The following is a 14,207-nucleotide window of genomic DNA, read 5'->3' as shown; positions in this document are numbered from 1 at the left end:
CACAAGCCTCTGGCATGGAGCAAACAAATCCCTTCGAAGGGATTTGCAATTTTCTTCGAAGAAAATTGCCCGGAGTTTTCGAAAACTCCGGGGCGCGACGATCAGCCGATCAGGTCCTGATACTCATCCTCGTCCATGAACTGGTCGAGCACGCTCAGGTCATCGACCTTCAGCTTGAAGAACCAGGCAGCCCCGGTCGGGTCCTCGTTCACAAGGCCGGGGTTGTCGACCAGCTTGGAGTTGACCGCGACGATTTCGCCGTCGATCGGCGCCAGGATGTCGGAGGCGGCCTTGACGCTTTCAATCACGCAGACCTCGTCTCCCTCGGCGACCATCGTATCGGTCTCGGGCAACTCCACGAAGACGACGTCGCCAAGCTGGGTCGCGGCGTGTTCGGTGATGCCGACGACCACGAGGTCACCCTCGACGCGCAGCCATTCGTGTTCCTTGGTGTATTTCATCGGTCAGTCCTCAGCGCTTGTAGGTTGTCGGTTGGAAAGGCATCTCGGTCACGGTTACGGGCAGGCGCTTGCCCCTCACTTCGCCCATCAGTTGCGTGCCGACCTTAGCATGAGCATTGGCGACGTAACCCATCGCAATCGGGGCATTCACCGACGGACCGAACCCTCCCGAGGTCACTTCTCCGACAGGCGTGCCGTCCTGCGCGAAAAGCTCCACGCCCTCGCGCATCGGCGCCCGTCCCTCGGGGCGCAGGCCGACGCGCAGCCGCTCCGGCCCCTCGGCCAGTTCCTTCAGGATACGCGCGGCACCGGGAAAGCCGCCTTCCCGTGCTCCGCCCGCCTTGCGGGCCTTCTGGATCGCCCAGGTCAGGTTGGCCTCGACCGGGCTTGTCGTCGTGTCGATGTCATGGCCGTAAAGGCAAAGCCCCGCCTCAAGCCGCAAGGAGTCTCGTGCACCAAGGCCGATAGGTGCCACACCCGGCTGCGCCAGCAGCTTGCGCGCAAACCCGTCCGCTTGCGCCTCGGGGACCGAGACCTCGAACCCGTCCTCGCCGGTATAGCCGGACCTGCTGACCCAGATGTCGCCGAAGATCCGGTGATCCATGAACCGCATTGCGGCCGCACCCGGCACCATTGCCTCAAGCGCCGCCTCGGCCCCAGGCCCCTGCAAGGCCAGCAGCGCGCGGTCGGTCACCGGTTCTACGGACACGCCCGGCATCCCGGCAGTCATGTGGGCGATGTCCGCCGCCTTGCAGGCTGCGTTCACCACGACATACAGATGATCCCCCCGGTTGGTGAACATCAGGTCGTCAAGGATCCCGCCGCTGTCGTTTGTGAACAGCCCATAACGCTGCCGCCCCTCGCCCAGGCCCAGCACATCGACCGGCATCAGCGCCTCGAACGCCAGCTTCAGGTCGTCCATCGTCCCCTTGGGCCGCAGGATCACCTGCCCCATGTGGCTGACGTCGAACAGCCCCGCCGCCGCACGCGTGTGCAGGTGTTCCTTCAGCACCCCGTCGGGGTACTGCACCGGCATCCGGTAGCCCGCGAAGGGCACCATCTTGCCGCCCATCTCCTCATGCAGGGCCTCCAGCCCCAGATGAAGAAGCTCCGGCTCCTCCAGGTCGGCCATCGCCGTCCCTCCCATCGTCTCTGGCCGGAAAACGCACCGGCACCGTCAGGCGGACCAATCCCCACCCTGCGATGCCCCCTCTGTCCTTGCGCCAGCTGGCGCGCCTGAGATCGTTATCCCTTCGGCGTCCCGGATGGCCCGGGAACTCTCCAGAGTCTGTCGTCAGCTACGGTCCCTTGCGCCTGAGAGTTTACCGGGGCGGTTGCTCCTTCGGCACCATTGGGCCCCTGGGGGCCCGCCGGATTCTCCCGAACCTGACGACACTTGCCTAGCGCAAAGCCACCCGGCGCGGCAAGAGGAAATCGGGATACGACGGTATGCAGCGCATCAGCGACGCAGTCAGGCCCGCCGCTCTCCGGGGCTGGCCACCGGCTCGGTCTCCGGCGCGGCCTCGGGCACCGGGCGGCCGCGGGGGGCGGGCTGGATCGGCGACCGGATCGCCAACAGGGCAAGCCAGGCGGCGGCAAGGCCGAAGACCACCCCGCCGATGGCCTGACCGATAAGCACGCCCTGCGCGCCCCAAGTGCCGCCCAGCCAGATCGCCAGCGGGATCGTCCCCACCGTGTGGCGACCCCAGTTGACCACGGTCGACCAGAAGGGTCGGCCAAGGTTGTTGCAGACCGCGTTGCCGACAAAGATCATCCCGTTGAAGAACCAGAGAAGCGCCAGGGGACCGCAGAAAAGGTAGACCAGATCGCGCGTCAGACCTTCCGCCTTGAACGCATCGGCGATCGGCGCGCGCAACAGGAACAGAAGGGCCGAGACCAGCACGATCACCAGGCCCGTGAAGATCAGCCCGTCAATGAAGGTCCGCCGCACCCGGTCCATCCGGCCCGCGCCGAAGTTCTGCCCGATGATCGGGCCAAGGGCGCCCGACAGCGCGAAGATCACTCCGAAGGCCACCGGCGTCAGGCGACCCGCGATCGCCATGCCCGCGACGGCGGCCTCGCCATAGGCGCTGGTGGCTCGGGTCACGAAGGCCTGCCCGACAGGCGTCGCCACCTGGGTCAGGATAGCAGGCACCGCGATAGCCCAGATCGGCCCCATGTCGGCCACGACTCCGCCCAGCGTCGGTCGGTCGAACCCGCCGTACTTCCTGCGGATCGGCTGCAGCGCGACCCAGGCGATCACCACCCGTGCCACCACGCTGGCAATGGCGGCCCCGGTCAGCTCCATCTTCAGGCCGAAGATCAGGATCGGGTCCAGCGCCGCCGTCGCCACCGCGCCCCAGACGGTTGCCATCATCGCCGCCCGCGCGTCGCCATGGCTGCGCAGCACTGCCCCGCCGATCATGCCGACCATCAGAAGGGGCTGCGACGGAATCACGATCTGAAGGAAATGCACGGCCAGCGCCGCCGTCTCTCCGGTCGCCCCCAGAAGCCCGACCAGCGGCCAGAGGAAGAGCCAGACCACGGCGGCGAAAAGCGAGCCGAAGACAAAGCTCAGCACCAGCCCCGTTGTCGCCTTCTCGCGCGCCAGTACGGGGTCGCGCGCCCCCAGCGCCCGGGCGACCAAAGCGCCAACCGCGATGGACATGCCGATGCCGAAGCTGGTGGTAAAGAACAGGATCGCCCCGGCGTAGCCGATGGCCGCCGCCAGTTCCTCGCGCCCCAGCAGGGCGATGTAGAACATGTTGATCAGGTCGACGACAAAGACCGCCATCAGCCCCACAGACGAGGTCAGCGCCATCACCGACACATGCCGGAAGAGATTGCCCTCGACAAACTTCGCCTGCGCGCCTGGGTTGGCCATTCTCGCTCCTCAAGAGAACCGGCCCAAGCCCTTTCTCTTCTCAAAATATCCTCGGGAGGGTCCGGGAGGACAGACGGCCCTCCCGGGGCCAGCCAAGGGCTCAGACGCTCGGCACCTTGCGCAGAAGCGGCATCACGTCGGCCATCTCCGGCCCCGCATCCCGCCCTGTCAGCGCCCGGCGCAGCGGGCGGAACAGGTCCTTGCCCTTGCGGCCCGTCACTTCCTTAACCGCTTGGGTCCACTCCCCCCAGGTCGCTGTCGTCCACGGCTTCGCAGGCAGCAGCGCCAGCGCCTGCCGGACAAAGTCGCGGTCGGCCTCATCAACCACCGGCTCGGCCCCGTCGCGGAACAGGGTCCACCAGGGACCCAGATCGTCCAGGATGGTGATGTTGCCCTTGGCCACCGCCCAGAACGCCTCGGCCTCGGCGTCGGGCACGCCCAGCGCCGCGATCCGGTCCTTCACGGCCGAGAACGGCAGCGACTGCACATGGTGGCGGGTCAGCGGGAACAGGTCCTCGGCATCGAACTTCGTCGGAGCAGAGCCGAAGCTTCCGACGTCAAAGCCCGCAACCAGATCATCCATCGACGACGCAAGTTCCACCGGCTTCGAAGACCCCAGCCGCGCTATGAGGCTGAGAAGCGCCATCGGCTCCACCCCCCGCGCCCGCAGGTCGCGCAAGCTGAGAACCCCGAGGCGCTTCGACAATTCCTCGCCCTGCGGCCCGGTCAACAGCGAATGGTGCGCAAAGGTTGGCGGGGTGCCCCCCAAAGCCTTCATGATCTGGATCTGCGTCGCGGTGTTCGTCACATGGTCTGCGCCTCGGACAATGTGGGTCACCCCCATGTCCACGTCATCCACGCTGGAGGCAAAGGTATACAGAACCTGCCCATCCGCCTTGATCAGCACCGGGTCGGACACCGACGCGGCATCGATCGAGATGTCGCCGATAATCCCGTCCTTCCACTCGATCCGCTCCTGATCCAGCTTGAAGCGCCAGTACCCCTGCCGCCCCTCGGCGCGGTAGGCGGCCTTCTGCTCCTCGGTCAGGCTCAACGCCGCGCGGTCATAGACCGGCGGTTTCCCCATGTTCAGCTGCTTCTTCCGCTTCAGATCCAGCTCGACCGGCGTCTCGAAGCATTCGTAGAACCGCCCCGCGGCCTTCAGCTGCTCGGCGGCCTCGGCATAGCGCGCCATGCGCTTTGACTGCTGCTCGATCCGGTCGTACTTGATCCCCAGCCAGTCGAGGTCAGCCTTCAGCCCGTCGATGTATTCCTGCTTCGACCGCTCCTGATCGGTATCGTCCAGCCGCAGGATGAAGGTCCCGCCGTTCTGGCGCGCGATCAGATAGTTCATCAGCGCGGTGCGGAGATTGCCCACATGGATCCAGCCAGTGGGCGAGGGGGCGAAGCGACAGGTCACGGTCATGGGTGGCTCCTTGAACCGCCCTTCCCTGTCACAAGGCCCCGGATTTGTCCAGTTGGCGGCCTGCCGGTCCGGCTGTCCGTGGCAACGCCGTCCGCGTGGCTCGATGCCACTAGGACGGCTTCCCGTCCAAGGATCACACAGGATGCACTGGCCACAGTCTGCCCAGGTGCTCCAGTCCCGCCCGGATCAGCTCACGCAAGGCACCTTCGTCCACCGCTTCGAGTCGCTTCAGATACAGGCAAGCCTTGGCCATCCGGTGCGGGCCAAGCCGCGCCAGGATTGGTGCCAACGTCTCGCCTCCGGCCATCAGGTAGATCGACAGCTCCGCCTTCCGCGGAGAAAACCCCGTCGCCAGGCTCTCGCCGCCGTGCCCGCTCTCATAGCGATACTCATACCGCCCGAAGCCCACCATCGACGGGCCCCAGAGCCGCGGCTCCCAGCCGGTGACTTCACCAAACAGCACAAGCAGCCGCTCTGCCTCCGCCCGCCGCTTCGGGTCCACCCCGGCCAGCCAAGCCTCCCGATCCAGGGGCGCGCTTCTGGTTTTCGCTTCACTCGTCATCACGGTTCGTCCACCACCTGAACCCTAGCACAAAGCGCGGCGCATTCCTCTCCCTCCACCCCTTCCCACCCTGCGCCCTGCTTCCTATCTTTGCCCCATGACCAACCCATCGCCCGACAGCATCGCCCCCTCGCTCGCCTTCATCGAACAGCTGGCGCACGAGGCTGTGTCCACCCTGCCCACGAGCTTTCGCGAAGCTGCAACGCTTGTCCGCATCCGGGTCGAGGATTTCCCGGACGAGGACATGCTGGAAGACCTGGGCGTCGACGATGCCTTCGACCTGACCGGGCTTTACGACGGCATTCCGCTGACCGAGAAATCCACTGCCGACCAGATGACCCGCCCAGACGTGGTCTGGCTGTTCCGCCGCCCGATCCTCGACGAATGGGCGGAACGCGGCAACGTCTCGATCCAGGAACTGGTCACCCATGTCCTGATCCACGAGATCGCACATCACTTCGGCTGGACCGACGACCAGATCGCCGCCATCGATCGCTGGTGGGAGTGAGCGGGTTCCCGGCCCTCCTGCACAGGGGCTGTGCAACCCGGCACGATACATGACGCGCCCGTGACCGGACGATCGTCCTGACTGCCCTACCCTTCCGCCATCCAATCGAAGGAGGACAAGATGACCCGACTTTCCCGCCGTCAGGCCCTATTCGCCGGTGCCACCATGCCCCTCGCTGCCACGCTGCCGCTGCCCGTCTTCGCCAAGGCCGAGATGCAGGGCGCAGGCTTCGCCCCGTTCAACCGGTTCAAGCTTGGTGCCTATGAGGTGACCACCCTTCTCGCCGGCACCCGGGCAGGCGACAAGCCGCAGGAAACCTTCGGCACCAACGCCAGCCCCGAGGATTTCGCCGCGCTTTCGGCAGCGAACTTCATCCCCGCCGACAGGACGCAGAACTTCTTCACCCCGGTCGTCGTCAACACCGGGGCCGAGCTTGTCCTGTTCGACACCGGCCTTTCCGCCGAGGGCACGCTGGCCGCCATGACCGCCGCCGGCTTCACCCCCGATCAGGTCGATGTGGTCGTGCTGACCCACATGCACGGCGACCATATCGGCGGGCTGATGGGTGCGGATGGCGCCACGCCCACCTTCGCCAACGCCCGCTATGTGACCGGCGCGGTCGAGCACAACGCCGCAACCGAAGCCGCGGATGAGGGCTTCGTGAAGAACGTGACTCCGCTGAACGACCGCATCACCTTCGTCGACGATGGGGGCAGCGCGGCTGCGGGAATCACCGGCATGGCCGCCTTCGGCCACTCGCCCGGTCACATGGTCTACAGCGTGGAATCCGAGGGCCAGCGCCTGATGATCACCGCCGACACCGCGAACCACTATGTCTGGTCGCTCCAGCGCCCGGACTGGGAAGTGCGCTTTGACCGCGACAAGGCCGCCGCAGCGGCAGCCCGCAAGGCTGTCTTCGGCCAGATCGCAGCCGACAAGATCCCGTTCATCGGCTACCACATGCCCTTCCCCGGCGTGGGCTATGTCGAGGCGACGGGCGACGGCTTCCGCTATGTGCCTGCCAGCTACCAGCTGATGCTGAACGGCTGATCCCAGGGCCCAAATTCCTTAAGCAAGGAATTTGCCAAAAATCTTCCTCAAGATTTTTGCCCCCGGCCTGACCCGTCGGGGGCAGTTCCATTTCGGCGCGAAGGGTCTATGATAGCGGTAACAGCCACAGGTGCCGCATGTCCCAGCTTCCGATCCTGACCCTGACGCTCAACCCCGCGCTCGACATGGCGACCGAGGTTCACGAGCTGATCCCCGGCCACAAGCTCCGCTGCACCGAGCCGCTTCTGGATCCCGGTGGCGGCGGCCTGAACGTCTCCCGCGCGATCAAGTCGCTTGGCGGCGACAGCCTGGCGCTCGTCGCCATCGGCGGGCTGACCGGCGACCGTCTCGCTGGCCTGATCCGCGCCGAAGGCGTGACCTTCCTCTCGATCCTCGGCCCCGGCGAGACGCGCCAGTCGTTGACGGTCAACGAAAACACAACCGGCAAGCAGTACCGCTTCATGCTTCCCGGCCCCGTCTGGGGCGAGGCGGAACGCGCCCGCGTCTTCACCCTTCTGCGCGCCACGGCCCGTCCCGGCGGGTTCTCGGTCATTTCGGGCAGCCAGCCCCCCGGCGTGCCGGTCGATTTCCCCGCGCAACTCGCAGCCTCCATGCCCGAGACCCGTGTTGTCCTCGACACCTCCGGCTCCACCCTGACCGAGGCCGTGCGCCACCCGATCCCCGGCCTTGAGGTCCTGCGGATGGATGGCCCCGAAGGCGAGGAACTGGCGGGCAAGCCGCTGCCGTCACTGTCCGACACGGCAGAATTCGCGCAAGCGCTGGTCCACCGCGGCGTGGCAAAGACCGTCATCATCGCGCGCGGCGCCGAAGGCAACGTGCTGGCTGACAAGGACCAGAAGCTGTTCGCCAAAGCCGCCAAGGTGAAGGTCAAATCCACTGTCGGCGCGGGCGACAGCTTTGTCGCGGCCTTTGTCCTCGCGCTGGCGCAGGGCCAGACCAATGCCGAGGCGCTGGCGCTCGGCTCGGCCGCTGCTTCGGCCGCCGTCACCACCGACGCGACCCAGCTCTGCCGCCCCGAGGATGTGATGCGCCTTTTGCGCGAATGCACGGTGACCGAGGTCTGAGGCCCCGGCATCGCCCTTTCCTTGGACCGGCACCCCCGCTAAGTCTGGCCCATGCGCCAGACCCTGACCGAAATCTACGAGGCCCGCGTCGCGGACGGCACGCTGCGGGCCGATCCCGCACAGCACGCGGTCCTGCCCCGGCTTGAGGCCCTGCGCAGCTGGCTGGAGGCGAACGCCACCCGCAAGGTCGGCCTCTTTGCCGGGCTCTTCGCCAAGCCGGTCACCCCGCCGCGCGGCCTTTACCTCTGGGGCGGTGTCGGGCGCGGCAAGTCGATGCTGATGGACCTGTTCACCGACGCCACCGCCATCACCCAGAAACGCCGCGTCCACTTCCATGCCTTCATGCAGGGCGTCCACAAGGGGATGCACGCCGCCCGGCAACGCGGCGTCGAAGACCCGCTCGGCCCGGTCGCCGATGACATTGCCCGCGACCTCCGCCTTCTGGCCTTCGACGAGATGCAGATCACCGACATCACCGATGCGATGATCGTCGGGCGCCTGTTCGAAAAGCTGTTCGCCGCTGGCGTGGTCATCGTCACCACCTCGAACCGCCCGCCGGTCGACCTCTACAAGGACGGCCTCAGCCGCGCGCTGTTCCTGCCCTTCATCGCCATGCTGGAAGAACGGCTGGAGGTCGTCGAGCTGGAAAGCCCGACCGACTACCGCCAGCACCGCCTGCAGGGCGCACAGGTCTACTTCCACCCCGCCCGCACGGCAACCGCGCAGATCGCAGCGATCTGGACTGACCTGACCGGCGGCGCTGCGGACAATCCGCTGGTGCTGCAGGTCAACGGCCGCCAGGTCACCCTGCCCCGCTTTGCCAACGGGGTCGGGCGGGCCAGCTTCTGGGACCTCTGTTCAAAGCCCCTCGGCCCCGGCGACTACCTCGCCATCGCCCGCGCCGTCCGGGTGCTGATCCTTGAGGACATCCCGCAGCTGTCATCCGCCAACTACAACGAGGCGAAACGCTTCGTCACCCTGATCGACGCGCTGTACGAGGCGAAGGTGCGCCTGATCGCCTCGGCGGCCGAGACACCGGAACGGCTCTATATCGAGGGCGAAGGGTCCTTCGAATTCGAACGCACCGCCAGCCGGTTGCGCGAAATGCAGGGCGCGGACTGGGGCCTTTAGCTCAGCGCCTGCCACAACAGCCGCAGCGCCATCGCGGATGAGGTGAAGACCAACAAGGGCTTGATCAGCCGCGCGCCGATCCGCATCGCCAGTCGCGCGCCCAGAGAAGCCCCCGCCACCTGCGCTGCGGCCATCGCCAACCCCACCGCCCACCACATCGCGCCCGAGGGGATGAAGACCAGAAGCGACCCGATGTTCGAGGCGAAGTTCAGCATCTTGGTATGGGCTGTCGCTTTCAACACGCCGTATCCCGCCAGAAGCACGAATCCCATCATGAAGAACGACCCGGTCCCGGGACCGAAAAATCCGTCATAGGCGGCAATCGCCGGGACCACCGTCAGGGCAAAGACTGCAGGCTTTACCTGCTCGGCCCGGGCATCGTCCGACAGCCCCGGCTTCAGCGCGAAGAAGGCCGCGACCCCGATCAGCACCACCGGCATGATGATCCGCAGCACCTCCGCCGGGATGAGATGCGCGACCAGCGCGCCAAGCGCACCGAAGACCGCACTGATCACGGCCATCCCCATCTGCGCCATCGGCCGGACATGCCCCGCCCGCGCATAAGTCAGCGTCGCCGTCCCGGCCCCGAACGTGCCTTGCAGCTTGTTCGTCGCCAGCGCCTCGATCGGCGACGCGCCCGCCAGCAGAAGAGCCGGTACCGAGATCAGCCCCCCGCCCCCCGCGATGCTATCGATGAACCCCGCACAGAAGGCGGCAAGGATCAGGAGAAGGGCAAGATGCGTGGCAACCTCAAACAAGATCGAACCGCCGATGAACCCGCCCCACAACCCGGCCGTCCGAAAGCGCAAATCCCGGGTCCTGCCCCACGTCGACAAAACCGATCCGGGCGTAATAGGCCAACCCCGGTAAATTATCTGCCCTGATCGAGGCCATGACATGGCGCAGTCCCAGCGCGCGCAGCCGGTCGCAGGTCAGGCCGAACATCGCCACGCCCGCGCCCTTGGCCTGCCCGCCCGGATCGACAAAGCTGCCGATATGCGGATCGCCTCGCCACCAGCCGACCGATTGCCAGCCTATCACCGCGCCCGCGCCCTCGACGACGACCGAGGAAAGGACATCCGGGCCCGCGACATAGTCTTCCAGCACCTTGCCTGCGGTTTTAGGCGTATCATGCGCCGTGGTTCCGCCGATGGCGATGATCCGGTTCAGGATCGCGGTCATCGCTTCGGCATCGCCCGGGCGGGCATCGCGAACGATCACGACAGAAACTCGTCACGGGCATAGCCCTGCAAATACAGCAACGCCGTCAGGTCGCCATGGTTCACCCGCACCTCACACTCCGCCTGCACGCGGGGCTTGGCGTGCAGGGCAACCCCCGTCCCGGCAGCTTTCAGCATCGGCAGATCGTTCGCGCCGTCCCCCACCGCAATCGCGTCGCTTGGAGCAATCCCCAGCCGCGCCGTGATCTCGGTCAGCGCCTGCAGCTTCGCCTCCTTGCCCAGGATCGGCTCGGCCACCGTCCCGGCCAGCTTTCCCTCGGCAACATGCAGCGTGTTCGCCCGGTTCTCGTCGAAGCCCAGCCTCGAAGCCACCGCTGAGGTGAAGGCCGTGAACCCGCCCGACACCAGCGCGGAATGGGCCCCGTTCGCCTTCATCGTGGCCAGCAGCACCTTGCCCCCAGGCATCAGCGTGATCCGGTCGCGCAGGACTTGCCCGATCACCGCTTCGGGCAGCCCCTTCAGCAGCCCCACCCGCTCCCGCAGCGCGCCTTCGAAGTCGAGCTCCCCGTTCATCGCCCGCGCCGTGATGTCTGCCACCCGCGCGCCGACCCCGGCCTCGTCAGCCAGTTCGTCGATGCACTCCTGCCGGATCATTGTCGAATCCATGTCGGCGATCAGCAGGCGCTTCTTCCTGCCCTCGGCCCGCTGCACCACCATGTCGACGGAAAGCGCCTGCAGGCCCTCCCAGACCTCCCACTGGTTCTCAGGAACAGCCCCAAGGTCGAACTCCGCCGCCACTCCAGGGTCGAGCCACCGCGCCTCACCTCCGCCCCAGGCGTTGCGCAAGGACTCCACCGTCACCCGCTCCAGCACCGGGGTTTCGGGGTTGGTCAGCAGGGTGACGACATACATGGGGCAGGTTTCCGATAGTGAACAGGCCTGTCGCTTTTTCGCGACCAAGCGTCGGACTATCGCGATTTTTCCGCTTGCGCCAGAGCCGGGCCGTCCTTATCCACGGCGGCGGGACACCCTTCCCCAACGAAGGGCTTTTAGCTGGAAGGCTACCATGACAGACCTGACCCCGCCGGCCAAGCGCCCGGCCAATCCGCGCTTCTCTTCTGGCCCCTGCGCCAAGATCCCCGGTTATTCCCTCGATATGCTGGCAGACGCCCCCCTCGGGCGGTCGCACCGCGCTGCGGTTGGCAAGGCCAAGCTGAAAGAGGCGATCGACCTTACCCGCGAAATCCTCGGCGTCCCCGCCGACTACCGCATCGGCATCGTGCCCGCGTCGGACACCGGCGCGGTCGAAATGGCGATGTGGTCGCTCCTCGGTGCCCGCCCGGTCGAGATGCTGGCCTGGGAGTCGTTCGGCGAAGGCTGGGTCACGGATGTGGTCAAGCAACTGAAACTGGACGCAACGGTCCGCAAGGCGCCCTACGGGCAGATCGTCAATTTCGCCGAGGTCGATTTCGACAAGGACGTGGTCTTCACCTGGAACGGCACCACCTCCGGCGTCCGCCTGCCGAACGGCGATGCGATCCCCGCGAACCGTCAGGGCCTGACGATCTGCGACGCGACAAGCGCCGCCTTTGCAATGGACCTGCCCTGGGACAAGCTCGACGTCACCACCTTCTCCTGGCAAAAGGTCCTCGGCGGTGAGGGCGCGCATGGCGTTATCATCCTGAGCCCCCGCGCCGTCGAACGGCTGGAGAGCTACACTCCGGCCTGGCCGCTGCCGAAGATCTTCCGGCTGACCGCAAAGGGCAAGCTGATCGAAGGCATCTTCCAGGGCGAGACGATCAACACGCCGTCGATGCTGGCCAACGAGGACTACCTCGTCGCGCTGAAATGGGCGAAGTCGATCGGTGGCCTCAAAGGCCTGATCGCCCGCGCCAATGCCAACGCCAAGGTCGTCTGGGACTTCTGCGACGCGAACCCCTGGATCGCGAACCTGGCCGAAGACCCGGCGACGGCCTCCACCACCTCCGTCTGCCTCAAGTTCACCGACCCGCGCATCGCTGACGGCGAGGCCTTTGCGAAAGCCGTCGCCAAGCGGATCGAGAAGGCCGGCGCCGGCTTCGACCTTGGCGCCTACCGTGACGCGCCTCCGGGGCTGCGGATCTGGTGCGGCTCGACGGTCGAGACGGCGGACGTCCAGGCGCTGATGCCCTGGATCGCCCATGCCTTCGAGGCCGAGATCGCGGCCCTCGCGCAAGCTGCCTGACCGGGCGGTGGGCGGATCGCCCACCCTACAAACCCCCTTCGTAGGGTGGGCGATCCGCCCACCTTCCCCACCCAAATTCAGGACCCCATCATGCCCAAAGTCCTCGTTTCCGACGAACTCTCTGAAACCGCCGTCCAGATCTTCCGCGATCGCGGCGTTGAAGTGGATTACCTGCCCAAACTCGGCAAGGACAAGGATGCCCTTGCCGCCGTCATCGACCAGTATGACGGCCTTGCCATCCGCTCCGCCACCAAAGCCACCGAGAAGCTCCTGGAGAAAGCCACCCGCCTGAAGGTCATCGGCCGCGCCGGGATCGGCGTCGACAATGTCGACATCCCGGCCGCGTCGAAGAAGGGCGTCATCGTGATGAACACGCCCTTCGGCAACTCGATCACAACGGCGGAACATGCCATCGCCATGATGTTCGCTGTTGCCCGGCAAATCCCCGAAGCCAACGCCTCCACCCATGCCGGAAAGTGGGAAAAGTCCAAGTTCATGGGGGTCGAGCTTTTCAACAAGACCCTCGGCGTCATCGGCGCGGGCAACATTGGCGGCATCGTCTGCGACCGCGCCGTGGGCCTCCACATGAAGGTCGTGGCCTATGATCCCTTCCTGTCCGACGAACGCGCGAAACAGCTGGGCGTGACCAAGGTCGACCTCGATGAACTCCTCCACCGTGCCGACTTCATCACCCTTCATGTCCCGCTCACCGACAAGACCCGCAACATCCTGTCGAAGGAAAACCTGGCCAAGACGAAGAAGGGCGTCCGCATCATCAACTGCGCCCGCGGCGGCCTGATCGACGAAGCCGCCCTCCTCGACGCCCTCAATACGGGCCATGTCGCCGGAGCCGCCCTTGACGTGTTCGAAGTCGAACCGGCCAACGAAAACCCCCTCTTCAACCACCCGAACGTCGTCTGCACCCCGCACCTCGGCGCGTCCACCACCGAAGCGCAGGAAAACGTCGCCCTCCAGGTCGCCGAGCAGATGTCGGACTACCTTCTCACCGGCGCGGTGCAGAACGCGCTGAACATGCCGAACGTCACCGCCGAAGAGGCCGCCGTGATGGGCCCCTGGATCAAGCTCGCCTCCCACCTCGGCGCCTTCATCGGCCAGATGACGGACGAGCCGATCAAGGCGATCAACATCCTGTATGACGGCACCGTAGCGAACATGAACCTCGCCGCGCTGAACCAGGCGGTGATCGCGGGGGTCCTCAAGGCGCAGAACCCCGACGTGAACCTTGTCTCCGCCCCCGTGGTGGCGAAGGAGAAGGGCATACAGATCTCCACCACCCGGCAGGAAAAGACCGGGGTGTTCGACGCCTACATCAAGGTGACGATGGTCACCGACAAGCGCGAACGCTCGGTCGCCGGGACCTGCTTCTCGGACGGCAAACCGCGCTTCATCCAGATCAAGGGCATCAACATCGACGCCGAGATCGGTGCCCATATGCTCTACACCACGAACGAGGACGTGCCGGGCATCATCGGCCTTCTGGGAATGACGATGGGCAAGAACAACGTCAACATCGCGAACTTCACCCTCGGCCGGTCGGGCGTGGGGCAGGATGCGATTGCGATCCTCTACCTTGACCAGCCGATCGACCCCAAGGTGATCGAGACGCTGGAAGGCACCGGCATGTTCCAGCAGGTCAAGGCCTTGCAGTTCGACGTCGCCTGACCCACGCTGCCT

14 protein-coding genes and 1 riboswitch are annotated in these 14,207 nt (G+C 66.1%); of the genes, 6 read left to right on the top strand and 8 right to left on the bottom strand.

The window, feature by feature from the left end:
- Positions 1-101: 101 nt before the first annotated feature.
- The 5 genes from gcvH to E8M84_RS04995 form a co-directional block, all read right to left on the bottom strand.
- Positions 102-461 carry a glycine cleavage system protein GcvH gene (gcvH, locus tag E8M84_RS05015; RefSeq protein WP_137110060.1) on the bottom strand — a complete coding sequence of 120 codons (360 nt, stop codon included), beginning with the start codon at positions 459-461 and terminating at the stop codon, positions 102-104.
- A gap of 10 nt (positions 462-471) precedes the next feature.
- Complete coding sequence (gene gcvT / locus E8M84_RS05010) at positions 472-1,593, bottom strand: glycine cleavage system aminomethyltransferase GcvT (protein ID WP_137110059.1); 1,122 nt, start codon at positions 1,591-1,593, stop codon at positions 472-474.
- 159 nt (positions 1,594-1,752) lie between these two features.
- Positions 1,753-1,854, bottom strand: a riboswitch (glycine riboswitch).
- Positions 1,855-1,932: 78 nt separating this feature from the next.
- A complete protein-coding gene (locus E8M84_RS05005; protein ID WP_137110058.1) occupies positions 1,933-3,345 on the bottom strand; it encodes an MATE family efflux transporter in 1,413 nt (470 codons plus the stop codon).
- A gap of 100 nt (positions 3,346-3,445) precedes the next feature.
- Positions 3,446-4,771 (bottom strand): glutamate--tRNA ligase, encoded by a 1,326-nt coding sequence (gene gltX, locus E8M84_RS05000; protein WP_137110057.1) that lies wholly within the window; start codon positions 4,769-4,771, stop codon positions 3,446-3,448.
- 133 nt (positions 4,772-4,904) lie between these two features.
- Positions 4,905-5,333 carry a DUF1801 domain-containing protein gene (locus E8M84_RS04995; RefSeq protein ID WP_137110056.1) on the bottom strand — a complete coding sequence of 143 codons (429 nt, stop codon included), beginning with the start codon at positions 5,331-5,333 and terminating at the stop codon, positions 4,905-4,907.
- Positions 5,334-5,430: 97 nt separating this feature from the next.
- On the opposite strand from E8M84_RS04995, the gene E8M84_RS04990 reads away from it, so the two are divergent.
- From E8M84_RS04990 to zapE, 4 genes are all read left to right on the top strand, one after another.
- Positions 5,431-5,841: a metallopeptidase family protein gene (locus E8M84_RS04990; protein ID WP_137110055.1), complete on the top strand. Its 411-nt coding sequence runs from the start codon at positions 5,431-5,433 to the stop codon at positions 5,839-5,841.
- A 120-nt stretch (positions 5,842-5,961) separates the two neighbouring features.
- Positions 5,962-6,891, top strand: coding sequence for an MBL fold metallo-hydrolase (locus E8M84_RS04985; protein WP_137110054.1), 930 nt, complete (start codon positions 5,962-5,964; stop codon positions 6,889-6,891).
- A gap of 137 nt (positions 6,892-7,028) precedes the next feature.
- A complete protein-coding gene (locus E8M84_RS04980; RefSeq protein ID WP_137110053.1) occupies positions 7,029-7,976 on the top strand; it encodes a 1-phosphofructokinase family hexose kinase in 948 nt (315 codons plus the stop codon).
- A 51-nt stretch (positions 7,977-8,027) separates the two neighbouring features.
- Positions 8,028-9,107, top strand: coding sequence for a cell division protein ZapE (zapE, locus tag E8M84_RS04975; protein ID WP_137110052.1), 1,080 nt, complete (start codon positions 8,028-8,030; stop codon positions 9,105-9,107).
- On the opposite strand, the gene E8M84_RS04970 is transcribed toward zapE, so the two are convergent.
- Genes E8M84_RS04970 through serB form a run of 3 tightly spaced genes read right to left on the bottom strand, consistent with a single transcriptional unit; the run spans position 9,104 to position 11,200 of the window.
- On the bottom strand, positions 9,104-9,865 hold the full coding sequence (locus tag E8M84_RS04970; RefSeq protein WP_137110051.1) for a TSUP family transporter: 762 nt from the start codon (positions 9,863-9,865) through the stop codon (positions 9,104-9,106). The genes zapE and E8M84_RS04970 overlap by 4 nt on opposite strands.
- Complete coding sequence (locus E8M84_RS04965) at positions 9,858-10,328, bottom strand: GNAT family N-acetyltransferase (protein ID WP_137110050.1); 471 nt, start codon at positions 10,326-10,328, stop codon at positions 9,858-9,860. The genes E8M84_RS04970 and E8M84_RS04965 overlap by 8 nt, the downstream gene beginning before the upstream one ends.
- Complete coding sequence (gene serB, locus E8M84_RS04960) at positions 10,325-11,200, bottom strand: phosphoserine phosphatase SerB (RefSeq protein WP_137110049.1); 876 nt, start codon at positions 11,198-11,200, stop codon at positions 10,325-10,327. Before serB ends, E8M84_RS04965 begins: the two co-directional genes overlap by 4 nt.
- A gap of 154 nt (positions 11,201-11,354) precedes the next feature.
- On the opposite strand from serB, the gene E8M84_RS04955 reads away from it, so the two are divergent.
- Both E8M84_RS04955 and serA read left to right on the top strand, forming a co-directional pair.
- On the top strand, positions 11,355-12,512 hold the full coding sequence (locus tag E8M84_RS04955; protein WP_137110048.1) for a phosphoserine transaminase: 1,158 nt from the start codon (positions 11,355-11,357) through the stop codon (positions 12,510-12,512).
- Positions 12,513-12,599: 87 nt separating this feature from the next.
- On the top strand, positions 12,600-14,195 hold the full coding sequence (serA, locus tag E8M84_RS04950; protein WP_170971886.1) for a phosphoglycerate dehydrogenase: 1,596 nt from the start codon (positions 12,600-12,602) through the stop codon (positions 14,193-14,195).
- The last annotated feature ends 12 nt before the right edge of the window (positions 14,196-14,207 follow it).

Origin of the sequence: Rhodobacter sp. SY28-1 (assembly GCF_005222785.1) — a bacterium.
Lineage (GTDB): Bacteria > Pseudomonadota > Alphaproteobacteria > Rhodobacterales > Rhodobacteraceae > Tabrizicola.
This window is presented reverse-complemented; position numbering and strand designations above follow the sequence as displayed.